The sequence below is a fragment of the Kitasatospora sp. NPDC051705 genome, from assembly GCF_044453265.1.
In the GTDB taxonomy this organism is placed as follows: Bacteria; Actinomycetota; Actinomycetes; order Streptomycetales; family Streptomycetaceae; genus Kitasatospora.
The window spans coordinates 15,019-35,724 of record NZ_JBITCO010000034.1 but is presented as its reverse complement, the minus strand read 5'-3'; the positions used below and the strand labels follow the sequence as shown (position 1 = coordinate 35,724).

19 protein-coding genes are annotated in these 20,706 nt (G+C 75.2%); 7 read left to right on the top strand and 12 right to left on the bottom strand.

Annotation, left to right across the window (positions count from 1 at the left end):
- Positions 1-107 precede the first annotated feature (107 nt).
- The 12 genes from ACIA8Q_RS30060 to ACIA8Q_RS30005 all read right to left on the bottom strand — a co-directional run bounded on the left by ACIA8Q_RS30060 (position 108) and on the right by ACIA8Q_RS30005 (position 11,505).
- Positions 108-1,001, bottom strand: coding sequence for an alpha/beta fold hydrolase (locus ACIA8Q_RS30060; RefSeq protein ID WP_360206773.1), 894 nt, complete (start codon positions 999-1,001; stop codon positions 108-110).
- Positions 998-1,711, bottom strand: coding sequence for an indole-3-glycerol-phosphate synthase (locus ACIA8Q_RS30055; protein ID WP_360206770.1), 714 nt, complete (start codon positions 1,709-1,711; stop codon positions 998-1,000). Before ACIA8Q_RS30055 ends, ACIA8Q_RS30060 begins: the two co-directional genes overlap by 4 nt.
- Positions 1,708-2,445 carry an N-(5'-phosphoribosyl)anthranilate isomerase gene (locus ACIA8Q_RS30050; RefSeq protein WP_360206768.1) on the bottom strand — a complete coding sequence of 246 codons (738 nt, stop codon included), beginning with the start codon at positions 2,443-2,445 and terminating at the stop codon, positions 1,708-1,710. Before ACIA8Q_RS30050 ends, ACIA8Q_RS30055 begins: the two co-directional genes overlap by 4 nt.
- Positions 2,442-3,587, bottom strand: coding sequence for an acyl-CoA dehydrogenase family protein (locus ACIA8Q_RS30045; protein WP_360206766.1), 1,146 nt, complete (start codon positions 3,585-3,587; stop codon positions 2,442-2,444). Before ACIA8Q_RS30045 ends, ACIA8Q_RS30050 begins: the two co-directional genes overlap by 4 nt.
- 171 nt (positions 3,588-3,758) lie before the next feature.
- Positions 3,759-4,133 (bottom strand): ectoine synthase, encoded by a 375-nt coding sequence (locus ACIA8Q_RS30040; protein ID WP_360206763.1) that lies wholly within the window; start codon positions 4,131-4,133, stop codon positions 3,759-3,761.
- Positions 4,127-5,005, bottom strand: coding sequence for a tryptophan synthase subunit alpha (gene trpA, locus ACIA8Q_RS30035; RefSeq protein WP_360206760.1), 879 nt, complete (start codon positions 5,003-5,005; stop codon positions 4,127-4,129). The genes ACIA8Q_RS30040 and trpA overlap by 7 nt, the downstream gene beginning before the upstream one ends.
- The gene (locus ACIA8Q_RS30030; RefSeq protein WP_360206757.1) at positions 4,998-6,029 is read right to left on the bottom strand and encodes a hypothetical protein; all 1,032 of its coding nucleotides are present in this window, start codon (positions 6,027-6,029) and stop codon (positions 4,998-5,000) included. The genes trpA and ACIA8Q_RS30030 overlap by 8 nt, the downstream gene beginning before the upstream one ends.
- A 4-nt stretch (positions 6,030-6,033) precedes the next feature.
- The gene (locus tag ACIA8Q_RS30025) at positions 6,034-6,303 is read right to left on the bottom strand and encodes a phosphopantetheine-binding protein (RefSeq protein ID WP_360206754.1); all 270 of its coding nucleotides are present in this window, start codon (positions 6,301-6,303) and stop codon (positions 6,034-6,036) included.
- Positions 6,304-6,451: 148 nt separating this feature from the next.
- Positions 6,452-8,059 carry an AMP-binding protein gene (locus tag ACIA8Q_RS30020; protein WP_360206751.1) on the bottom strand — a complete coding sequence of 536 codons (1,608 nt, stop codon included), beginning with the start codon at positions 8,057-8,059 and terminating at the stop codon, positions 6,452-6,454.
- 5 nt (positions 8,060-8,064) lie between these two features.
- Positions 8,065-8,892, bottom strand: a complete 828-nt coding sequence (locus ACIA8Q_RS30015) for a MaoC/PaaZ C-terminal domain-containing protein (RefSeq protein ID WP_360206748.1) — start codon at positions 8,890-8,892, stop codon at positions 8,065-8,067.
- A complete protein-coding gene (locus ACIA8Q_RS30010) occupies positions 8,889-10,124 on the bottom strand; it encodes a beta-ketoacyl-[acyl-carrier-protein] synthase family protein (protein WP_360206745.1) in 1,236 nt (411 codons plus the stop codon). Before ACIA8Q_RS30010 ends, ACIA8Q_RS30015 begins: the two co-directional genes overlap by 4 nt.
- 169 nt (positions 10,125-10,293) lie before the next feature.
- Positions 10,294-11,505 (bottom strand): aminotransferase class I/II-fold pyridoxal phosphate-dependent enzyme, encoded by a 1,212-nt coding sequence (locus tag ACIA8Q_RS30005; protein ID WP_360206742.1) that lies wholly within the window; start codon positions 11,503-11,505, stop codon positions 10,294-10,296.
- Positions 11,506-12,130: 625 nt separating this feature from the next.
- Between ACIA8Q_RS30005 and ACIA8Q_RS30000 the strand changes: the two genes are divergently transcribed.
- The 7 genes from ACIA8Q_RS30000 to ACIA8Q_RS29970 all read left to right on the top strand — a co-directional run bounded on the left by ACIA8Q_RS30000 (position 12,131) and on the right by ACIA8Q_RS29970 (position 20,698).
- Entirely contained in the window at positions 12,131-13,006 is an 876-nt protein-coding gene (locus tag ACIA8Q_RS30000) for a bacterial transcriptional activator domain-containing protein (RefSeq protein ID WP_360206739.1), read from the top strand.
- 242 nt (positions 13,007-13,248) lie between these two features.
- The gene (locus ACIA8Q_RS29995; RefSeq protein WP_360206736.1) at positions 13,249-13,611 is read left to right on the top strand and encodes a helix-turn-helix domain-containing protein; all 363 of its coding nucleotides are present in this window, start codon (positions 13,249-13,251) and stop codon (positions 13,609-13,611) included.
- A 495-nt stretch (positions 13,612-14,106) separates the two neighbouring features.
- On the top strand, positions 14,107-14,667 hold the full coding sequence (locus ACIA8Q_RS29990; protein WP_360206733.1) for a hypothetical protein: 561 nt from the start codon (positions 14,107-14,109) through the stop codon (positions 14,665-14,667).
- 263 nt (positions 14,668-14,930) lie between these two features.
- Complete coding sequence (locus ACIA8Q_RS29985) at positions 14,931-16,220, top strand: serine hydrolase domain-containing protein (RefSeq protein WP_360206730.1); 1,290 nt, start codon at positions 14,931-14,933, stop codon at positions 16,218-16,220.
- Positions 16,221-17,874: 1,654 nt separating this feature from the next.
- Positions 17,875-18,270 carry a WXG100 family type VII secretion target gene (locus tag ACIA8Q_RS29980; RefSeq protein ID WP_360206727.1) on the top strand — a complete coding sequence of 132 codons (396 nt, stop codon included), beginning with the start codon at positions 17,875-17,877 and terminating at the stop codon, positions 18,268-18,270.
- Complete coding sequence (locus ACIA8Q_RS29975; protein WP_360206724.1) at positions 18,270-20,003, top strand: alpha/beta hydrolase; 1,734 nt, start codon at positions 18,270-18,272, stop codon at positions 20,001-20,003. Before ACIA8Q_RS29980 ends, ACIA8Q_RS29975 begins: the two co-directional genes overlap by 1 nt.
- Complete coding sequence (locus ACIA8Q_RS29970; RefSeq protein WP_360206721.1) at positions 20,000-20,698, top strand: hypothetical protein; 699 nt, start codon at positions 20,000-20,002, stop codon at positions 20,696-20,698. The genes ACIA8Q_RS29975 and ACIA8Q_RS29970 overlap by 4 nt, the downstream gene beginning before the upstream one ends.
- Positions 20,699-20,706: the final 8 nt, after the last annotated feature.

The window sequence follows — 20,706 nt, the reverse complement described above, 5'->3', positions numbered from 1 at the left end:
GAGGGCCCCGTCGCTTCCCGGCCGCGCGCCGGGGGCGGCGGGGCCCTCGCGCGTGCCGGGTCTTCGCGTGTGCCGGGGGTGCGGACGGTGCCGGGGGTGGGGGCGGGTCAGACGGTGGCCAGGGCCGGGGCCGCGGTGGCGGGGGTGTGGGGGGCGCGGGTGAGGCAGTCGTCGGTGAAGGCGAGGGCGCGCAGGTGGTAGGGGCGGGCGGCGTGGCCGAGGGAGAGGTTGTGGCCGGCGCGGTGGGCGGTGACGAGGTGGGCCAGGCCGTCGGGGAAGGCGGTGGTGAGGGCGGTGCGGGCGGCGGGGTCCAGGCGCCACCAGTGCTCGTGGTCGGCCAGGGTCAGGCGCACGGGCACGCGCACGCGGGCGGCGAGGGCGCGGTAGCGGGCGGGCCAGGTGGCCAGTTCGCGGGATTCGAGGGCGGGGACGGGGGTGAGCAGGGTGCGGGCGGCGTGGAAGGTGCCGGGCGGGTAGAGGTGGAGGGGGCCCCAGTTGAGGCGGCCGCCGCCGGCGAGGTCGTCGGGGCGGTCCCAGGCGCCGGGGGCGTAGTGCTGGGCGAGGCCGGAGATGTCGGCGCCGAGCAGGGGCAGGTGCGGGTCGTGGGGCCAGTGGGCGGCCAGCTGCAGGGCGATCTTGCCGCCGAAGGAGTGGGCGAGGAGTTGGACGCCGGCGCCGGTGTCGTGGGCGCGGGCGTAGTCGGTGAGGGCGGCGTGCAGGGTGGCGGCCTGGTCGGCGATGAGCTGGCCGTGGGGCAGGCGGTGGGCGGAGGCGCCGTGGCCGGGGCGGTCGGGGGCCAGGACGGTGTAGCCGAGGTCGGCGGCGAGGGTGAGCAGGTCGGTGTCGGGGTGGGCGGGGCCGGCGAAGTAGGCGCCGCGCATGCCGCGGCCGTGGATGGCGAGGACGACGGCCTTGGGCGCCCGGTCGCGGGGTTCGGCGACCAGGACGGACAGCGGGATGCCGTCGGCGTCCAGGACCAGGGAGCGGGTGGCGGTGTTCATGCGGCGGCTCCGGCGCGGGCGGTGTCGAGGCCGGCCAGCCAGCCGGTGAGGTCGCCGGTGCGCATCAGGGTGGTGCCCACGAGCAGGCCGGCGTAGCCGGCGTCCAGGAGGCGGGCGGCGTCGGCGGGGTCGGTGATGGCGGAGGCGGAGACGGGGGCGCGCACGGCGGCGGCGCGCAGGGCGGGCAGCAGGCGCAGGCTGCGGGTGAGGTCGCCCGGGTCGCGTTCGCGGGTGCGGATGTCCTTGTTGTTGACGGCGATGACGCAGTCGGCGGGGTCGTCCAGGAGGTCGAGTTCGCGGGCGTCGGTGATCTCCACGAAGGGGGTCAGGCCGAGGGTGAGGGCGGCGGCGACCAGGCGGCGCAGGGAGACGGCGGGCAGCAGGGCGGCGGTGAGCAGGACGGCGCTGGCGCCGAGGGCGGCGGAGGCCTCGAGCTGGGCGGGGCGGGTGAGGAAGTCCTTCTGCAGGACAGGCAGGCGGGTGGCGGCGGTGACCTCGCGCAGCAGGCGGGGGGTGCCGCCGAACCAGCGGCCGGTGACGACGGACAGGCAGGGCGCGCCGGCCTGTTCGTAGCGGGTGACGAGGTCGGTGACGGTGCGCGGGCCGAGCAGGTCGGTGCCGTGCGGGTCGCGAAGTTTGACCTCCATGATCAGGGGGCGCTGCGCGGCGAGGAGGGCGTCGGTGAAGCGCTGGGGGTGGGCGCTGCTCATGCGTAGGCCTCCGTCGGGTGGGGCGTGCGCCGGGTGTGCTGCCAGGCGTGGGTGAGGGCGGTGACGGCTTCGCGGGTGAAGCGGCCGGCGTGGTCGCGGGCGGCGGTATCGATGTCGGCGCCGGCGTACAGGGGGTGGTCGGTGACGGTGCGGTAGGTGTCGCGGTTGGCGGCGTTGAGGCCGCCGGCGAGGAGGAAGGGGATGCCCAGGCGGGGCAGCAGGGTGTGGACGTCGGTGGGGGCCAGGGGGTGGCCGGTGGATCCGACGCGCCCGTCGGCGGTGACGGTGTCGAGGAGGAACAGGTCGGTGCCGGCGCGTTCGAAGGCTCCGATGAAGGGGCGTTCGAGGCAGCGGCCGCGGGAGAGGTGGAGGACCTTGACGAGGACGGCGTAGGGCAGGCGCTCGCGCAGCTCGGCGACCAGGGACGGCGGCTGGTAGGCGTGCAGCTGGATCCAGCGGATGCCGGTGGCGCGGGCCAGGGCGGCCAGGCGGTGGGCGTCGTCGAGGAAGGTGACCAGGACGGGTTCCAGGCCCAGGCGGATGGCGGTGGCGGCGAGGTCGGCGAGGCGTTGTTCGGTGAGGTCGGCGGGGCCGTCGGGGACGCCGTGCCACAGGCCGACCAGGGTGGGGCCGGATTCGGCGAGCAGGGCGAGGTCGGCGCGGGTGCGGGCCCCGCACACCTTGAGGTGGCGGGGCCGGGCGGGGGCCGGGCGCGGCGGGGCGGGGGCGCTCATTTGCCCAGTCCGAGCATGGCGGCGATGCGGTTGTACTGGATCTCGTTGCTGCCGGAGTAGATGGTGCCGGCGACGGCGTTGCGCACGTCCTTCTCCAGTCCGTACTCGGACATGTAGCCGTTGCCGCCGAAGACCTGGACGGCGGCCAGGGAGGTGGCGAGGTTGGACTCGCTGGTGAGGAGTTTGGCGATGGCCATGTCGACGGTGACGTTCTCGCCGGCCTCCAGGCGCTGGGCGGTGTCGTAGAGCCACTTGCGGGCGGTCTCGAGGCGGATCTTGGTGTCGACGATCTTGTTGGCGACGGACTGGTAGGAGCCGATGGGCTTGCCGAAGGACATCCGGGTCTTGGCGTAGTCCAGGCAGCGGGCCAGGCGGTGCTGCATCTCGCCGGTGTTGACGATGAAGGAGTAGAGGATCTCGCGTTTCATCACGTGGTCCAGGACGAGGAAGCCGCCGCCGACGCGGCCCAGCACGCGGTCCTTGGGCACCCGCACGTCGTCGAGGTAGAGCTCGGACAGCGGGGAGGTGCGCAGGCCCATCTTCTTGATGGGGTTGCCGGTGGTGATGCCGGGGGTGTCGCGGTCCAGGAGGAACGCGGTGACGCCCAGGGCGCCGCCCTGGGGGTGGGTGCGGGCGTAGACGACGATGACGTCGGCGACGGGGCCGTTGGAGACGAAGGTCTTGGCGCCGTTGAGGACGAAGTGGTCGCCGTCGCGCACGGCGCGGGTGCGCATCTGCATGGCGTCCGAGCCGCCGTCGGACTCGGTGATGGCGTGGGCGCCGATCGCCTCGCCGGAGGCGATGCGCGGCAGGTAGGCCTCCTTGAGGGCGGGTGAGCCGAAGGCCTGCAGGGGTACGCCGGTGGAGGCCATGGAGGTGGTGACGGAGAAGTTGAGGCCTCCGTCGCGGCAGGTGTGGCCCAGTCCCTCGAGGACGTACATGGTGGTGAGCAGGGACTGGCCCAGGCCTCCGTAGCGCTCGTCGAAGGGCAGGGAGAGGATGCCGGTCTTCTGGATGAGGCGCCACTTGTCGTGGGAGAAGGCGGCCTGTTCGTCGCCTTCGATGTGGCCGGCGCTCAGGTCGTCGCCGAAGCGGGCCAGGCCCTCGCGCAGGGCGTTCTGGTCGGCGTCCCAGCGGATCATGACGTTGCCGCCTTCCTCCCGGGCCCGCCGTGGGGGCCCGGGGTGGCAGGGCCGGCGCGCGGGGCGGCGCGCCGGTGGGTGGCTCGGGGCGGGGGGCCCGCCCCGGGGCGGGTCGCAGGCGCCCCGCGGCGTGCCCGGCACGCCTGGGGGCGTGTGCGTGGACCTTTCGCCTCAGTAGGCGGAGGAGGAGTGGGCGTCGAGCTGGTGGACCTCGTCGCCGCGCAGGGCCGGGGAGAACACGCACACCAGGCGCAGGTCCTCGTGGGGGCTGGCGATGAGGTAGTGGGCGTCGTGCTGGTCGAGGGCGTACAGCCGCCCGGGGGTGATGGGGTGGGAGTTGCCGTCCATGTCGACGACCTCGCCGGAGCCGGCGATGCAGTAGCACGCCTCGAGGTGGTTGCGGTACTCCAGGCGGGACTTGGTGCCGGCGTTGACGACGGTGTCGGTGAGGCTGTAGCCGAGGCCGTCGCCGGCGAGCAGGAAGCGGCGGGAGACGCCGTTGCCCCACTCGACGGTCTTCACGTCGGCGATGTCGCGGATCAGCATGCCGGTTGTTCCTCTCGGGTGGTGGTGCTGGCGGGGGTGAGGGTGATGGTGGTGCGTCCGCCGGGTGCGTCCGGGTGTGGGGGACGGGTGGGGCGGAGGTCGGTGAGGAAGGCCCGCAACTCCTCGACGGCGTCGAGGCCTTCGGTGTGGGCGTGTTCGATGCGGGCGACGGCCGCGGAGCCGACGATGGCGGCGTCGGCGCCGGCGGCGGCGACCGCGTCCAGGTCGGCGGCGCTCTTGACGCCGAAGCCGACGGCGACGGGGACGGCGGGGGCCGCCGTGCGCAGCGCGGTGACGGTGTCGGCCAGGGCGCGGTGGCCGTGGGCGGGGGTGGTGCCGGAGCGGCCGTAGTGGGCGACGAGGTAGACGTAGGCGCCGGCTGCGCCGCGGGCGGCGGCGGTGAGGACCTCGGGGGTGGAGGCGGGGTAGCAGGTGGTGACCTCGGGCAGGCCCTCGTCGTGCAGGGCCTGCTGCCAGGCGGGGCGCACCCGTGGGGGCAGCGCGTGGACGAGCAGGGCCGCGGCTCCGGCGCGGGTGACGGCGCGGGCGGTGGCGGCGGGGTCGCGGTGGCGCAGGCTGTGGCTCCAGTCGGCGAGCAGGGCGACCTTGAGGCGGGTCAGCCGCGGTGTGAGGTCGGCGAGTTCGGCCAGGACGGTGTCCAGGGTGGTGCCGGCTGCCAGGGCGCGGGCGGCGGAGCGGCGGATGACCGGGCCGTCGGTGGGCGAGTGGGGGAAGGGCACGGCGAGTTCGAGGACGTCCACGCCGTGGGCGTCGAGCATGTGCGCGAGGTCGGCCAGGCGCCCGGCGGGGTCGCCGGCGTTGAGGAAGAGCGCCAGGCCCAGCCGTCCGTCGGGGAAGAGGGGCTCAGACACCGGCCGCCTCCCGGGGGCGGGCGCGCAGGCGTTCGGCGAGCGCGCGCGGGGCGCCGTCGGCGAGCGCGTCCAGCGCGGCGGCGTGGGCGGTGTGCCAGCGGGTGTGGCGGCCGGAGGCGAGGGCGAGGGCGGCGGCGTTGAGCGCGATGGTGTGGGTGGCGGTGTCGCCGCCCTGCCCGGCGAGGGCGCGCAGGAAGTGGCCGGTGAGGTCGTCGGGGTGCGGCGCGAGGTCGGCGAGGGTGCCGCGGTCCGGGGCGACGGACCCGGCCGGCAGGTGGATCGCGCCGCCGGGGGTGTGCAGGGTGTTGTCGGCGAACGGCAGGAGCTCGTCGGCGCCGGCGCTGTTGGTGGCCAGCCACACGGTGCGGGTGGCGGTGCGGGCGGCGAGGTCGCGCAGGGCGTCCAGGCGGGCGGCGGCGCAGACGCCGGTGAGCTGGGCGGTGACGGGCACGCTCGCCAGGAGGGGCCCGAGGGTGTTGAGGAACGCGCCGAAGGGTTTGAGGGTGAGCGGGTACAGGATGCGGGCCAGGCGGGTGAGGGCCGGCGGGTAGACGTGCGGGCCGGCGAAGGCGATCCCGTGGCGGGCGAGGTCCTCGCCGGTGGCGGCGTGGGAGGAGGTGAGGGTGATGCCCAGGCGTTCGAGGAGGTCGATGGAGCCGGCGGCGCTGGTGTAGGCGCGCGAGCCGGTCTTGACGACGGGGATGCCCATGCTGGCGGCGGTCAGCGCGGCGGCGGTGGAGAGGTTGAAGGTGGCGGGGCCGCCGCCGGTGCCGACGATGTTGACGCTGCCGGGGTGGGCGGGGCCCGGGTCGGGGGCGCGTTCGGTGAGGGAGGTGGTGAGGGCGGCGAGGGTCGCGGGCTCGGGCAGGCCGGTGGTGAGGCTGGCCAGCAGGGCCGCCGCCTGGGCCCGGTCGCTGTCGCGGGCCGGGCCCAAGGTGCGCTGCTCCAGCTGGTCCCACCACGAGCGCCAGGCCTCCAGGGGCACCGGGCGGCCGGCGAGGAGTGCGGTGAGGGCCGGGTGCATGGGATCAGCCGCCCACCGTGGCGGTGGCCGCGGCGCGGCGGGCGGTGATGAAGGCGTCGATGGCGGCGACGGAACGGAAGTTGTTCGGGTCCAGGTCGGTGTCGTCGACGGGCAGGGCGAAGTGGTCCTCGACCCAGGCGATGAGCTTGAGGACGCCCAGGCTGTCGATGACGCCGTCGGAGAGCAGGTCGTGGTCGTCGGCGAGCTGCTCGGGGGTGACGTCGGGCAGGAACTCCTCGATGAGGAACCGCTTGATCTGGGCGATGTTGCTCATGGTGGCAACTCCCTTGCAAGAGTGAGGAATCGAAGAAGGAATCGGATGCGGATGGGGCCGGTTCAGGCGGGGCCGGTTCAGGCCCGAGGGGGTTCAGGCGGGGGTCAGGCCGGGGGGTTCAGGCGGGGCCGGTTCAGGCGGGGCCGGTTCAGGTGGGGGGCAGGACGGCCTTGCGGTCGACCTTGCCGGTGGGGGTCTTGGGCAGCGGGGCGTCGTGGATGGCCAGGCGCTCGGGCACGGCGGCGCGCGGCAGGTTGCGGGCCAGGTGCTCGCGCAGGACGAGGCTGTTGAGGGTGCTGCCGGGGGCGCGCTGGACGGCGGCGTGCAGGCGTTTGCCGGTCATCGGGTCGTCGGCGGCGGCGACGGCGGCCTCGCGCACCTCGGGGTGGGCGAGCAGGACGCGTTCGACCTCGGCGGTGTTGACGGCGACGCCGCGGACCTTGACCTGGAAGTCGGCGCGTCCGCGCAGGTGCAGGCGGCCCTGGTCGTCGCGGACGGCGAGGTCGCCGGTGCGGAACCAGCGCCGGCCCTGCCCCGCGCCGGCGGGCTGGGTGGTGAAGCGGCCCGCGTCACGGGAGCGGTCCAGGTAGCCGGCGGCCTGGAAGGGGGTGGAGACGTACAGTTCGCCGCTGCCGGGCCCGGTGACCGGGGTGCCGTCGGGGGCGGCGAGCAGGGTGCGCACGCCGGGCAGCGGGGTGCCGATGGGCACGGGCAGCGCGGCGGTGGCGTCCAGGCGGTCCAGGCGGTGCAGGAAGCTGTCGTTGGTCTCGGTGCAGCCGTAGATGTTGTACAGCGCGGCGCGGGGCAGCAGTGCGGGCAGCGCGGCCAGGGTGCGCGGGTCGATGGCGTCGCCGGTGAACGCGGCGTGTTCGACGCTCTCCAGCGCCCGGTTGTCGCGGGCGGCGGCCTGGACCAGCAGGGCGTAGGCCAGCGGGACGGCCTGCAGGACGTGGGGGCGGTGGCGGGTGAGCTGGTCCAGGAGGTGGCGGCCGTTGAGGGCGTGGGCGGGGTCGACGAGCAGCACGGTGCCGCCGGCGGCCAGGGTGGCCCACACGTCGAGCAGGCACAGGTCGAAGTTGAGGGGGGCGTAGTTGGCGACGGTGCGCCCGGGGCCCAGGTCGAAGGTGTCGTGGGCCCAGGTGGTGAAGCGGTCGACGGCGCTCTGCGCGAGCGGGACGATCTTGGGCAGGTCGGTGGAGCCGGAGGTGGTGAGGAGGAAGGAGGTGCCGGCGGCCAGGGTGGGGCGGGTGGCGGGGTGCGGGGGCTGCGGCAGGCGGGGGGTGTCCTGGCCGTGGGGGGCGAGGACGTGGCGGGCACCGGCCTGGGCGAACAGCGCGGCCAGCAGGGCCGGCGGCAGCTGGGGGGAGGGCAGCAGGAAGGGGCGGCGTTCGGTGAGGCAGGCCAGGACGAGGGCGATCGCCTCGGGGGACTTGGTCGCCACCAGGCCCACCGGCTCGCCCGGGGCGAGGTCGAGGGTGTGCAGGCGGGTGCGTTCGGCGTCGGCGGCGTCGGCCAGTTCGCGGTAGGTGACGGCCCGCTCGTGCCACAGGAGGGCGGCGGCGTGGGGCTGGTGGCGGGCGTGCGCGGCGAACGCGTCGGCCAGGGTGAGCGGCGGCGCGCCGTGCCCGGCGGTGCCCGCGGCGGCGGAGTCCGCGGTGGCGGGGGTGGCGGGGGTGGCCGGGGTGGCGGCGGTGGGGGCGGCGGTGGCCGGGGTGGCGGCGGTGTCCGCGGGGGCGGGGGTGGGGGTGGTGGTCACGGTGTTCACTCCCCCGCCAGGGTGGCCCAGCCGGCCTTGACGGCGGTGCCGGTGTCGGTGGCGACGCTGAAGCGCACGACGGTGGCCCGGTCGTAGGGCTGCAGGGTCAGGCGCAGGGCGGCGCCGGGGGCGAGCGGGGCGGCGAAGCGGGCGCCCAGGGCGGTGATGCGGGCCGGGTCGCCGCCGGCGTGGCGGTCGGTGATCTCCTCGGCGGCCAGGGCGACCAGGTGCATGCCGTGGGCGATGACGCCGGGGAAGCCGGCGGCGCGGGCCGCGGTGTCGTCGAGGTGGATGGGGTTGAGGTCGCCGGAGGCGTGGGCGTAGGCGGCGACGTCGGCGCGGGTGAGGGTGTGGGTGAGGGTGAGGGGTTCGGTGTCGGCGGTGGTGCCGGGGTGGGCGGCCGGGGCCGGGGCGCCGAACGGTTCGAGGGTGGTGACGCCCACCAGCAGGGCGGCGGTGGACAGTTCGGCCAGCAGGGTGCCCCGGGTGTCGTCGCTGATGCGGGTGGCCAGGGCCAGGCGGGTGCCGCGGGCCTCGCGGCGCACCGCGGTGAGGGCGACCTCCACCAGCACCGTGGTGGCGGGGCTGAGGCGGTGGTGGGTGCGGATCTCCTGGCCGAGGTGGACCACGCCGGTGAAGCCGGCGTCGCCCGCGGTCAGGTCGGCGACGCTCTGCTGGGCGAGGGTGTGGGCCAGCACGAAGGGCTGCGCGGGCGAGGGCGCGGCGGTGGTGGCGGCCGGCAGGCGGGTGCGGGCGGCGGCGCGGTAGGCGGCCAGGTCCTCGGCGCCGAGGGTGTGGCGGGCGCGCCGGGCGGGCGGGGCGGTCGTGGTCATAGCGGGGTCACCACCAGGGTCGAGTTGTGGCCGCCGAAACCGAAGGAGTTGGACAGGGCCGCGCCGGCGCGGATCGGGCGGGCGGCGCCGTGGACGACGTCGAGGTCCAGGCCCTCTTCGGTCTTCTCGTGGTTGGCGGTGGGAGGGACGAGGCGGCTGTTCATCGCCTGGACGGCGGCGATCAGCTCGACGGCGCCGGCGGCGCCGATCAGGTGGCCGATGACGCCCTTGGTGGAGGTCACCGGCACGCCGTGCGGGCCGAACACGGTGCGCAGCGCGGCGGCTTCGGCGCGGTCGTTGTGGACGGTGGAGGTGCCGTGGGCGTTGACGTGGGCGATGTCGGCGGGGGTGAGGCCGGCGTCGGCGAGGGCGGCGCGCATCGCGGTGACGGCGCCGGCGCCGTCGGGGCGGGGGTTGGCCAGGTGGTAGGCGTCGGAGCTGGAGCCGTGGCCGGCGAGCAGGGCGTAGGGGGTGCGGTGGCGGGCGCGGGCGTCGTCGAGGCGTTCCAGGACGAGGAAGCCGGCGCCTTCGCCCATGACGAAGCCGTCGCGGTGGGTGTCGAAGGGGCGGCTGGCGTGGGCGGGGTCGTGGTTGCGCTGGGAGTGGGCGCCGAGGTTGCCGAACGCGGCGAGGGTGACGGGGGTGAGGGTGGCCTCGCAGCCGCCGGCGATGACGACGTCGGCGCGGTGGGTCTGCAGGAGGAGGGCGGCGTGGCCGATGGCGTCGGCGCTGGAGGCGCAGGTGGTGGCGATGGTCAGGGCGGGGCCGCTCCAGTTCAGGCGCATGGCGATCTGGGCGGCGGCGGCGTTGGGCATGGTGACCAGCGGCATCAGGGGGGAGACGCGCAGGGGGCCGTGGGTGGTGTAGAGGGCGGATTCGCGGTCGCTGGTGGTGCGTCCGCCGACGGCGTTGCCGACGACGATGGCGGCGCGGCCGGGTTCGGGGTGGGGGCTTCCGGCGTCGCGGTGGGCGGCGAGGGCGGCGAGGGTGCCGTAGTGGGCGAAGGGGTCGAGGCGGCGGGCGTCCTTGGCGGGCAGGCAGTCGTCGTGGGGCAGGTCGTTGACGCGGCAGCCCAGGCGGACCTTGTGGCGGGCGAGGTCGGGGTCGTGCAGGGCGGTGGCGGTGGAGTGCCCGGAGGTGACGGTGTGCCAGAACTCGGGGACGGTGTGGCCGGCGGGGCTGAGCACGCCGAGGCCGGTGACGGCGATCGGTGGGCGGGGGTGCGGGGCCATGGCTTCCTCTCCTGTCCGGGCCGGGGGGTGACCGGGTGCGGCCGGCGTGGGCCTGGGGTGACCGGCGTGGGCCTGGGGTGGCCGGCGTGGGGCCTGGGGTGGCCGGCGTGGGGCCTGGGTGGCCGGGTGCGGCCTGGTGCGGCCTGGGGTGGCCGGGTGCGGCCGGGTGTCAGATCAGGCCGGTCTGGGCGGCGGCGGTCAGGAACGCGTCGGCGGCGAAGTCGATGTCGGCCGCGGTGTGGCGGGCGGTGACGGCGATGCGCAGGCGGGCGAGGTCGTTGGGCACGGCGGGGGTGACGACGGGCAGGCCGATGACGCCGGCCTTGCGGCAGGCGGTGGCGTAGTCGTAGGCGGCGTCGTCGGAGCCGGCGATGACGGGCAGGACGGCGGTGGTGGAGTCCATGGTGGAGATGCCGGCCTGGTTGAGGCGCTCGCGCAGGCGCTGGGCCTGGGTCTGGGTGTGGGTGACGCGTTCGGGTTCGCGGCGCAGGATGCGCAGGGATTCCAGGGCGGCGCCGGTCTGGGCGGGGCCGAGGGCGGCGGAGAAGAGGAAGGGGCGGGCGGCGTAGCGCAGGTGGCCGATGAGTTCGTGGCTGCCGGCGACCCAGCCGCCCATGGAGGGGATGGCCTTGGAGAGGGTGCCGAGTTTGATGTCGACGCGGTAGCGGTGGCCGAAGTGTTCCTCGATGCCGCCGCCGGTGGCGCCGATGACGCCCAGGGCGTGGGCCTCGTCGACCATGAGGAGGGCGTCGTGGCGGTCGCAGACCTCGCGCAGTTCGGGCAGCGGGGCGATGTCGCCGTCCATGGAGTAGACGCTGTCGACGATGACCAGGCGCACGCCGGTGGGGGCGGCGGCCTTGAGGCGGCGTTCGAGGTGGTCGACGTCGTTGTGGCGGAAGCGGGTGACGGTGGCGCCGGAGAGGCGGCAGCCGTCGACGATGCTGGCGTGGTCGTACTTGTCGATCAGGACGGTGTCGCCCTGGCCGACGAGGGCGCCGACGGTGCCGACGTTGGCGGCGTAGCCGGAGCCGAAGACCTGGGCGCGTTCGCGGCGGGCGAAGCGGGCGACCTCGGCTTCGAGTTCCTCGTGCAGGGGGATGGTGCCGGCCAGGGCGCGCACGCCGTGGTTGCCGGTGCCGTAGACGTCGACGGCGGCCTTGGCGGCGGCGACGACGCGTTCGTCGCCGGCCAGTCCGAGGTAGCTGTAGCCGGACATCATGAGCAGGCGTTCGCCGTCGAGGTCGCAGTAGGCGCTGTCGCGTTCCATGGTGTAGGCGACGAAGCTGTTGCGGCGGGAGGGGTCGGATTCCAGTGCGGCCACGCGGTTCAGGGTGGCGGCGAGCTTCGGCTCCAGGCGGTCCCATGCTCCGGTGGCGTTCACGTACGGGTCTCCTTCGTCGGCGGGTGCGTCGGGCGGCAGTGCTACGGGCGGCGGTGGTGCGGGCGGTGGTGGTGCTTCGGGCGGCGGTGCGGGTGCTGCGGTGGCACGGTGCGGTGTGCGGCATTCTTCGCGCGGGTTGTTCCGCGGTATGCGGGCGGTTTATCCGCGGGTGTGACGGGCGGTGGTGCGCGGCTTTTGCCGGACGAAAGGCGCGGGGCGGTCCCGGGCTTTTCACGGGCAGTGGTTCGGGCGGGCTTTTCTGGAAGCCTTCACGCGAGGTGCTCAAGGATGGCTACATTTCTACGGCAGGAAGCGCAAGGCGTCCGCAATAGCCGCATTCCCGGCCTGCGGTTCTACCCTGACGTGCAGAAACCTTGCGTCCACGACGTATGGACCGGCCGGTGGGTATGTTTCCCCTACCGGTGTTGACACCGCGTGATACGCCGAATGTATGGTCGAAATCCGCCGAAACCGAACGGCTGGTCGGCGGCATTTTTTCCGGTCCAGGTTTCCCATACCGCAGGCCCGGCGCACGGGCCGGCGGCTCCGCTTTGGCTCAAGGGGGTTGGAGCACGATGAACGGCTTCCGGGAAGACAGTCCGTCCGGCAGATCGGGGGCGTCCGCATGCTGATCCGTCTGACGGGCCTGGTGACGATCGAGCACGACCACGGCGCCCCGCAGCACCTGTCCAGCGCCCAGGCCCAGGTGGCGTTCGCCCGCCTGGTGCTGGAGCGCTCCGCCGGCACCAGCCGCGACCAGCTGGCCGACACCATCTGGCCCGACGGGCTGCCCGACACCTGGGCGTCCGCGCTGCGCAGCGTGGTCAGCCGGGTGCGGGCCTTCGTCGCCTCCCCCGGTCAGGGGCCGGGGGCGACCCCGTTGATCGCCCAGGGCGGGCGGTACGTGCTGCGGCTGCCCGCGGACGCGGCGGTGGATCTGGAGGCGGCGGCCAGTGCGGTCGGCGAGGCCGGGGAGGCGTACGCGGCGCGTTCCTACGCGGTGGCGCAGCAGTTGGCGGCCGGGGCGATCGCGAACCTGCGGGGGGCGTTCCTGCCCGACCACGAGGGTGAGTGGGCGGGCGGGGTGCGCGAGCACGTGGAGGAGTTGCGGATGTCGGCGTTGGAGACGGCGAGTCTGTCGGCGTCGGCGCTGGGTGAGGAGCACCACGCGCTGCGGTGGGCGGACGAGGCGGTGCGGCGGGCGCCGTTCCGGGAGAGTGCCTACCGGTGCCGGATGGAGGCGCTGGCGGCGGCGGGCAACCGGGCCGAGGCGCTGCGCTGTTACCAGCAGTTGCGTCAGGTGCTGGCGGAGGAGCTGGGCATCGATCCGGCGGCCGAGACGCAGGAGTTGTATCTGGCGCTGCTGCGCTCGCCGGTTGCGCTGGCGCCGGCGCCGGCGGTGGTGCGGCCGGTGGATCCGGTGCTGATGGGCATCTTCGAGCCGCTGGCGCTGGCCCGGTTGGCGCCGCGTCCGGCGGGGCCGCCGGTGCGCGCGGCCTGACCGGGCCCCGGCCCCGGCCCCGCCCTCGTCCTCTTCTCCGGTCCCTGCCTTCCTCTCCCCTCTTCTGCTCCTTGCCTTCTGCTCCTTCCCGTTCTGCGCTGTGCCGGGGCGTGTTGCGGAGGTGTTGCGGTGGGCGTGGGAGGGGTCGTGCTCGTAGTAGCGTCAGGGACGCGAAGTCGCGCACGCGGCGCGGCTTTTCACCGAAACCGGAACGGGGGCGATGGTGGGAAGGGGTGGTGGGTGTGGGACGGGCACGCGTCGTCGCGCGGGTGATCGTGCACCCTGGTGTGGAGGACCTGAGCGTCCAGCAGGTACTGGAAGCGCTGGCGGACCCGGCGCGCAGATCGGTGGTGCGCCGGCTCGCCCACGCCGGCGCTGATCTGAGCTGTGGTTCCTTCGACCTTCCGATCTCCCGTTCCACGTCCACCCACCACTTCAACGTGCTGCGCCAGGCGGGTCTGCTGCGCCAGTACTACGTGGGGACCACCAAGATGAACGCGTTGCGTGCCGACGAGTTGGAGGGGCGTTTCCCGGGCCTGCTGTCGGCGGTGGTCGCCGCCGCCGACGCCGAGGAGCGCCGGCTCCCGGGCCCGGCCCCGTCCTGACCCCCGGCCGCCCGGCCCGGCCCGTCGGCCGGGCCGCGCCCCCGGTTCCTCTCCACCGGCGCGCCGGCATCCGGCGGGGATCAGGACTGCCCCGCGCGGGAAGTCGGCCCGTCCGACTTCCCGTGCTGTGGCGGGGGTTCGGGCCGCCTCGTCCGGGGGTGGGGTGCGGGTGTGCCCGGGCCGTGGTGGCGTGGGTGGGGGTGGTGGTCGTGGTGGAATCCGGCCACTGCGTGTGCGGGAGTCGGCCCGTTCGGCGTCCCGTGCGGGTCGGGGCGGGGGGTGTGTCGGCGGTGCGGCGGCGGGTTTCGCGGGGGTCGTGACCAGGGGTTGCGGTGGTCGGGTGTGGGGGCCGGGGCTGGTGGGGCGGTGCGGCGGCCGGTTTCGCACGGGCGGTGGCGGGGGCTTGTCATGGTCCGCCGTGCGGGCCGGGCGGGCCCGGGTACAGTGGCGCGCGGGGCCCTGCCGTGAGGGCCGCGGGAGTCCAGGGGGGCCCGGATGATCATGGACGAGGCGGCCAGGGCCAAGTGGTGGCAGAGCCTGCCGGCCGGGATCCGCGACCAGGTCGACGGTTACGTGTTGCAGGACTCGTTCCTGCAGGCGGTGAAGGTCGTCGTCGACGTCGGGTTCGTCACCCACAACATCGGGGTCGGTGCCGCGCAGCTGATCGTCGGTGACCGCTACCTCCACTACGGGGACCGGATAGCCCGTACGCCGGAGAGTCCCCTGGACGTGGCGTCGCTGGCGCACCGCGCGGCCGGCTGCCCGGGGCGGATCGTGGCCGTCGAGGCGGTCTGGGACGGTGACACCGTCCACGACTGGTTCGTGGTCCTGCTCGCGATCACCACCGATCCCGCGCAGCAGCACGAGTTGGCGACGGTCTACCGGTCCACCGCCGAGCACCACCTGGGCGCGGACGCGGCGGGCGTGGGCGCGCAGCCCCTGGAGGCCGCGGCCGCCGAACGGGCCGGCCGGGCCCTGGCCGAACGCCTGGTGGTGCCCTTCCACTTCGCCAGCCCCCGCACCCCCGACGACTCGGCCCCCCGCTGGCGGCCCTGACCCCTGCCCGCCCCACCACCGGGGCGCTGCCGCTCCGGCGGGCGCAGCCGGACCGGGGCCCCTTGCCCGCGGATCGCCGCCGTGGCACCGCCGGGGCGCCAGCGCCTGCGGGCTTGCGGGGCCGGCGGCGGGCCGGCACGAGTGGGTGTGGGCTCCGAACGAGTGGACTCGCCGCCGTGGCGGGCGGGCGCGGGCGGTGGTCCGCGGGTCGCGGTGGTGGTGTTGCCGTCCGACCCCCGTGAGCTGGAAGAGGCGGCCCCGACGTGCGACGTACCACCCATCGCCGGCTGTGCGCCGCGGCACTGTCCGCGGTCTGTGTCCTGGCCCCGGTCACGGCGGCGCCCGCCGCCGGCCACACCGCCGGCCGGTCCCCGGCGCCCGCCGCCGCGGGCACCGCGGACCGGGGTGACGGGCGCGGCGGCGGGCCCGGTGTCGACGGGCCCGGTGTCGGCGGGCCCGGTGTCGGCGGGCCCGGCGAGGACTGCCCGCGCGGGGGCCTGGACGCCGACCTGAGCGCCCGCCTGGACCGGACGATCGAGGACGTGCGCCGCCAGGCCGGCATCCCCGGCGCCGTCGTCGGCCTGTGGCTGCCCGGCAGGGGCTGCTACGTGCGGGCCAGCGGCGTCGCCGACACCGCCACCGGCGCCCCCATGCCCGCCGACACCTACCTGCGCATCGGCAGCGAGACCAAGACCTTCACCGTCACCGCGCTGCTCCAGCTCGTCGACGAGCACCGCATCGGCCTGGACGACCCGATCTCCGCCTACGTCGACGGCGTGCCCTGCGGCGAGGAGATCACCCTGCGTCAACTCGCCGAGATGCGCAGCGGCCTGTTCCCGTACACCGCCGACCCCGGGTTCGTCCACGACCTGCTCAGCGACCCCCGTCGTTCCTTCACCCCCGCCGAGGTCCTCGCCTACGGGTTCAAGCACCCGAACACCGCCGAACCGGGCCAGGAGTTCCAGTACTCCAACACCAACCTCGTCCTGCTCGGCCTGGTCGTCGAGAAGGTCACTGGCCGCCGCCTGGCCGACGTCGTCCACGAGCGGGTGCTGCGCCCGGCCGGTCTGCGCCACACGCTGTTCCCCGCCGGGCCCGAGTTCCCCTCCCCGCACGCGCACGGCTACACCGACCAGACGCTCAGCGGCGACGTCGAGGACTCCACCGACTGGAACCCCAGCTGGGCGTGGGCGGCCGGCGCGATGATCTCCGACCTGCACGACCTGCACCGCTGGGCCAAGGTCCTGGCCACCGGCGAACTGCTCAGCGCCCGCACCCAGGAACAGCGCCTGACGATGCTGCCGACCGGTTTCCCCGGTACGGGTTACGGCCTGGGCATCTTCGAGACCGGCGGGTGGATCGGGCACAACGGCTCCCTGCCGGGGTACGAGAGCGTGACGGTCTACCTGCCCGAGCAGCGGGCCACCCTGGTCATCCTGATCAACACGGACATCGCCAGCCAGGGCCAGGAACCGTCCACCCTGCTGGCCCGCGCCGTCACCGCCCTGGTCACCCCGGACCACGTCTACGACGGCGCCGTCCCGCCCCGGTAGGCCCCGGGGGGCGGGGGCGCCCGCGGCGGGCGGGCGGCGGGCGGCGCCGTGTCCACCCCGGCCTCGTCCCCGGCCCCGGCCCCATGCCCGGCCCTGGTGCGGCCTTTGCAGGGCGCAGCGCGCGCAGGGGCGGGCGGGGTGCCGAGGGCCTGCCGGGTGCGGCGGGCGGGCCGTGCGCGGTGTCGGCGTCCGGCCTGGCGCGGTGTCACCCCGCCGGTGGGGCCCGTCGTCCATTGAGCGGGTTCGCTCAGCAGTGGTCCTCGATGTGGAGCAGGCGCCGGTCCCGCGCGGCGCGGGACCCGTGCGCGAGGCGGCGGCCGGTCGCCCACGGCCCGCCAAGGCCCTGGTACGTGTCCTTGACCCGGTTCCAGTGCTCGGGACGCGCGTCGCCAGGCGCGGGAAGTCGGCCCGCCCGACGTCCCACGCGTGAACACCACCACCGGCACGGCGGTGCCGGGCGCAGCCCGCGGGCTCCACATGCCGGACCGCGGCCACGGACCAGGCGCGGGAAGTCGGCCTGTCCGACTTCTGGCGCTCACCGGCACTCATCCCCGCCCCCGGGCACCGACCTGCCTCTCAGCTCCGGGCCCAGCGCCACAGGCAACACGGCCACAGAACCCTGGACCCGGACCCGCCTCGTACGCACCAAAAGTCGGCCTGTCCGACTTCTGGTGCTCGCCGGCACTCACCCCCACCTCCGGGCACCGACCTGCCTCTCGGCTCCGGGCCGGGCGCCACAGGCAGCATGGCCACAGAACCCTGGACCCAGAGCCGCCTCGTACGCACCAAAAGTCGGCCTGTCCGACTTCTGGTGCGCCGTCACCATCGGTTTCCGCCCATCGCAGGGCGGGGCGGCGAAGAGCCGGGTCCCTGTCGCCGGGCCGTGCCGGTATGGGTGCGGGGCGGCAGGCCTGCCGGCCGCACACCACCGCCCGCCGGTACCACGGGCGGCGTCCCTCCGTGGTCCCGACGAGGCCGAAGGCGCGCCGTCAGGGCACCGGCGGCTGCCGGGCCACTGCCTGTACCGGACACCGGCCGCGCCCGGTGTGACGGCCTCCGCGGGGGTGGGGCGGTCGAGGCACCGGGTTCCCGCCGTCAGGGCGTACCGGCGGCGGCGCCGGCCTCGGTGGCAGGCCGGGTCCGCCGGCCGCCACGCGCACCGCCGCCGGCGCCACGGGCGGGCATCCGCACGGCGTGTGCGCTGACGGCTCTTCACGGTCCCGACGGGGGCCGGACCACGCCCAGGGCGGGGAGGGCCCCGGGTGGCCTGTCCGGAGAGGACGGGGCCGCTGCCGTGGGCCCGGCGCCGGCGGGGCGGCGCCGGCGAGGCCGCCCGCCCCGGTCGGCGCCGGGGCGCCGCCTGCGCCGGACACCGGCCTCCCCCGCCGGAGCACCGGCCCGGGGTGTGGGGGTGGTGGGGGTGGGGTGGGTGGGGTTGACGGGGCCGGTGGGAGCGGTGGGTCCGATCTGCTAGTTTCGCCATGCTTCGACGCGAACCGTACAAGCGTGCGTGTTCCGTACCCCCACGCGGTCCTGCGCGCGTGCGCGCGTGCCCGTGGCGGGCCGCGCACGGCGGGCACGGGCGCACGCGCGCGGGGGCGGCGGGTGCGGCGAGGCGCGCAGCACTGGTCGAGGACACGGGGGACGGGGATCCATGAACGCGTATGCAGGTTCCGACGGGCCGGGCGGGCCGTTCGCGCCGCCGGTGAGCGTGGCGGGGTCGCCGGGCGGTCCGCTGTTCGGGGTGAACCCGGCGGATCTGGACGCGGCGGCGAAGGTGGCCAAGGACACCGGTGAGGCGATGCCGACCGAGCTCAAGCACATCCACCAGCCCTCGGACACCGCGGCCGCGGCGCTGGCGGGCTGGCGCACGGGGGCGTCGCTGCACAACTGCACGGCGGCGTGGGAGGAGTGCCTGAACGCGCTGGCGTCGGAGGTGGACGGGGTGGCGGTGAAGCTGACCCAGACCGCGGGCAACTACCGGGGCACCGACACCTCCAACGCGGGCGGGCTGAAGCTGCCGGGCCTGTACGGGCCGGTGGGGAACTGATGGTCACCCTCGCGCAGCTGCGTGACGCCGACCTGTCCGGGCTGGACGGTGCGGCGGGCGCCTACGACACGTTGTCCGGTGCGTTCGCCAAGCACGTGCAGGCGATGACGACCGAGGTCAACAAGCACATCTTCAACAGCCAGTGGGTGGGCAGTGCGGCGGGTGCGGCGAACTCGGCGCTGCAGCGCACCGGCAACCGGCTGGACGCCGCGCACACCGAGATGTCGGCGGTCTCGGGGCTGCTGCGCGAGGCGTCGGAGAGCTTCCTGCTGGCGCAGTCGAAGCTGAAGGAGGCGCTGCAGGAGGCCACCACGGCCGGGCTGACGGTGGGTGAGGACGGGTCGGTGTCGTGGCCGCCGCCCTCGCAGGCCGAGCGGCACGACCCGGACTACGACACGCCGCGGCGGGCCAGGGCGCTGGCGGACCGGATCTCGCACGCCGTCACCGAGGCCGACAACGCCGACCAGAAGATCGCCAAGCTGCTGGACGACCTGACCACCCGGGCCCGTACCGGCACCGGGCTCGACCTCAAGCAGGCCGCCGCCGACCAGAAGGCCGTCGACGAGCTGGGCACCGGGCTGATGGCGGCGGGCTGGCCGCCGGCCGGCGCCGCCCCCACCGACGTCAACTCCTGGTGGAAGGGCCTGACCCCCGACGAGCAGCAGCGCCTGATCCACGCCCACCCGGACCTGCTGGGCATGCGCGACGGCATCCCGGCCACCGCCCGCGACCAGGCCAACCAGCTCAACCTGGCGCACCTGATCGACGTGTACGAGCACAAGGGCGCCCTGTCGGAGGCCGAGCAGCAGAAGCTGGACGGCTTCCGGGCGATCCGCAAGAAGCTGAAGGACCAGGAGGGCCACGTCCCGCCGGCGTTCCTGCTGGGCGTCAGCGAGGAGGGGCAGGGCCGCGGCATCCTGTCCTACGGCAACCCCGACACCGCGCAGAACGTCAGCGCCTACGTACCGGGCCTGGGCACCACCCTGTCCGCGGTCGGCGGCAAGGACGCCGACCGGGCACTGAACGTGTGGAACGCCGCGCACATCGCCGACCCCAACGCCAGTACCGCCTCGATGATCTGGCTGGGCTACGACCCGCCGCCGGGCCTGGAGAAGCTGATGGACGGCAACCCGCACCCGCTGGAGGTGATGAGCACCGACCGCGCCGAGAAGGGCGGCGCCGCCTACGACACGTTCATGTCCGGGCTGCGCGCCACCCACGAGGGCGCGCCCGCCCACCTGGTCGCCCTCGCCCACAGCTACGGCTCCACCACCGTCGGGCTGGGCGCGCAGATGCCCGGTGGCACCGGCGCCGACGACATCATCCTCGTCGGCTCCCCCGGCACCGGCGCCGACAAGGCCTCCCAGCTGCACATCGACCCCTCCCACGTGTGGGTCGGCGACGCCGAGAACGACCCGGTCAGCCACCTGCCGGCCAAGGGCCGCGTCGCCACCGACGCGATCCTGGGCCCGGTGATCGGACCGGCCGCCGACGGCGCCTACCAGCTGTTCGGACCCGACAACAAGCTGTGGTTCGGCCAGGACCCCGCGAGCAAGGAGTTCGGCGCGAACCGCTTCACCGTCGCCGACGGGCCGTCGCTGTCGTTCGACTCCCACTCCAACTACATGACCGACCCCAGCGAGAAGGGCTCCACGACCTTGGAATCGGTCAACAACATCGGCCAGATCGTTGCCGGCAAGTACGGCAACGTCACCCACCAGGGCCAGCGGTGACCCGCCCCGGGCGCCCCGCGCCCACCCCCGCCGCCGCCGTCCGCGGCGCCCGCGCTGTTCCCGGTGTCCCGGGTGGGGTCGTCGTCGGCCTGGCGCTGGCGCTCGCGTTCACCGCCACCGCCTGCTCCGCCACCGGAGCACCCACCCCCGGCAGGAACACCCCCGCCACCGGCACCGGCACGGGGGCGCCCGGCCCGCTCATCACCCCCGCCCAGGCCCTGCAGCGCATGGACACCCTCCTGCAGGAGACCACCGCCGGCATCCAGCCCCCGCTGCGCACCTGGGACGCCTGGCCGAACTGGCGCGAGAAGTACTCCACCGGCCTGGACGAGCACTCCCTCGGCTACGCCACCACCAGCCGCGAACGCCACGTCATGACCAAGGTCGCCGCCGGCCGCTACGAGGCGCTGCTGGACGCGGTCCGTACCGCCTGGCGTGCCAAGGGCTACGTCGTCCAGGACGGCCCCGGCACCCCCACCCTGCGCGCCGTGTCCGCCACCGCCCCCGACGGCTCCACCGTGGGCATCGGCATCAACCCCGACACCACCGTCATCGACATCAGCGCGACCAGCGGCCCCATCGCGGTCCCCCAGGCGGGACAGCCGCCCTTCGGCACCCCCACCCCCGACCCGACCATGAGCAACGGCAACCCCGACGTCGTTCCCGACCACGACGACCCGTACTGGTCGCACTGAAAGCCCCG

Excerpts from the sequence above, each read along its gene's own strand:
- ACIA8Q_RS30060 (WP_360206773.1), bottom strand. The coding sequence starts at position 1,001 with ATGAACACCGCCACCCGCTCCCTGGTCCTGGACGCCGACGGCATCCCG.
- ACIA8Q_RS30055 (WP_360206770.1), bottom strand. The coding sequence starts at position 1,711 with ATGAGCAGCGCCCACCCCCAGCGCTTCACCGACGCCCTCCTCGCCGCG.
- ACIA8Q_RS30050 (WP_360206768.1), bottom strand. The coding sequence starts at position 2,445 with ATGAGCGCCCCCGCCCCGCCGCGCCCGGCCCCCGCCCGGCCCCGCCAC.
- ACIA8Q_RS30045 (WP_360206766.1), bottom strand. The coding sequence starts at position 3,587 with ATGATCCGCTGGGACGCCGACCAGAACGCCCTGCGCGAGGGCCTGGCC.
- ACIA8Q_RS30040 (WP_360206763.1), bottom strand. The coding sequence starts at position 4,133 with ATGCTGATCCGCGACATCGCCGACGTGAAGACCGTCGAGTGGGGCAAC.
- ACIA8Q_RS30030 (WP_360206757.1), bottom strand. The coding sequence starts at position 6,029 with ATGCACCCGGCCCTCACCGCACTCCTCGCCGGCCGCCCGGTGCCCCTG.
- ACIA8Q_RS30025 (WP_360206754.1), bottom strand. The coding sequence starts at position 6,303 with ATGAGCAACATCGCCCAGATCAAGCGGTTCCTCATCGAGGAGTTCCTG.
- ACIA8Q_RS30015 (WP_360206748.1), bottom strand. The coding sequence starts at position 8,892 with ATGACCACGACCGCCCCGCCCGCCCGGCGCGCCCGCCACACCCTCGGC.
- ACIA8Q_RS30010 (WP_360206745.1), bottom strand. The coding sequence starts at position 10,124 with ATGGCCCCGCACCCCCGCCCACCGATCGCCGTCACCGGCCTCGGCGTG.
- ACIA8Q_RS30000 (WP_360206739.1), top strand. The coding sequence starts at position 12,131 with ATGCTGATCCGTCTGACGGGCCTGGTGACGATCGAGCACGACCACGGC.
- ACIA8Q_RS29990 (WP_360206733.1), top strand. The coding sequence starts at position 14,107 with ATGATCATGGACGAGGCGGCCAGGGCCAAGTGGTGGCAGAGCCTGCCG.
- ACIA8Q_RS29980 (WP_360206727.1), top strand. The coding sequence starts at position 17,875 with ATGAACGCGTATGCAGGTTCCGACGGGCCGGGCGGGCCGTTCGCGCCG.
- ACIA8Q_RS29975 (WP_360206724.1), top strand. The coding sequence starts at position 18,270 with ATGGTCACCCTCGCGCAGCTGCGTGACGCCGACCTGTCCGGGCTGGAC.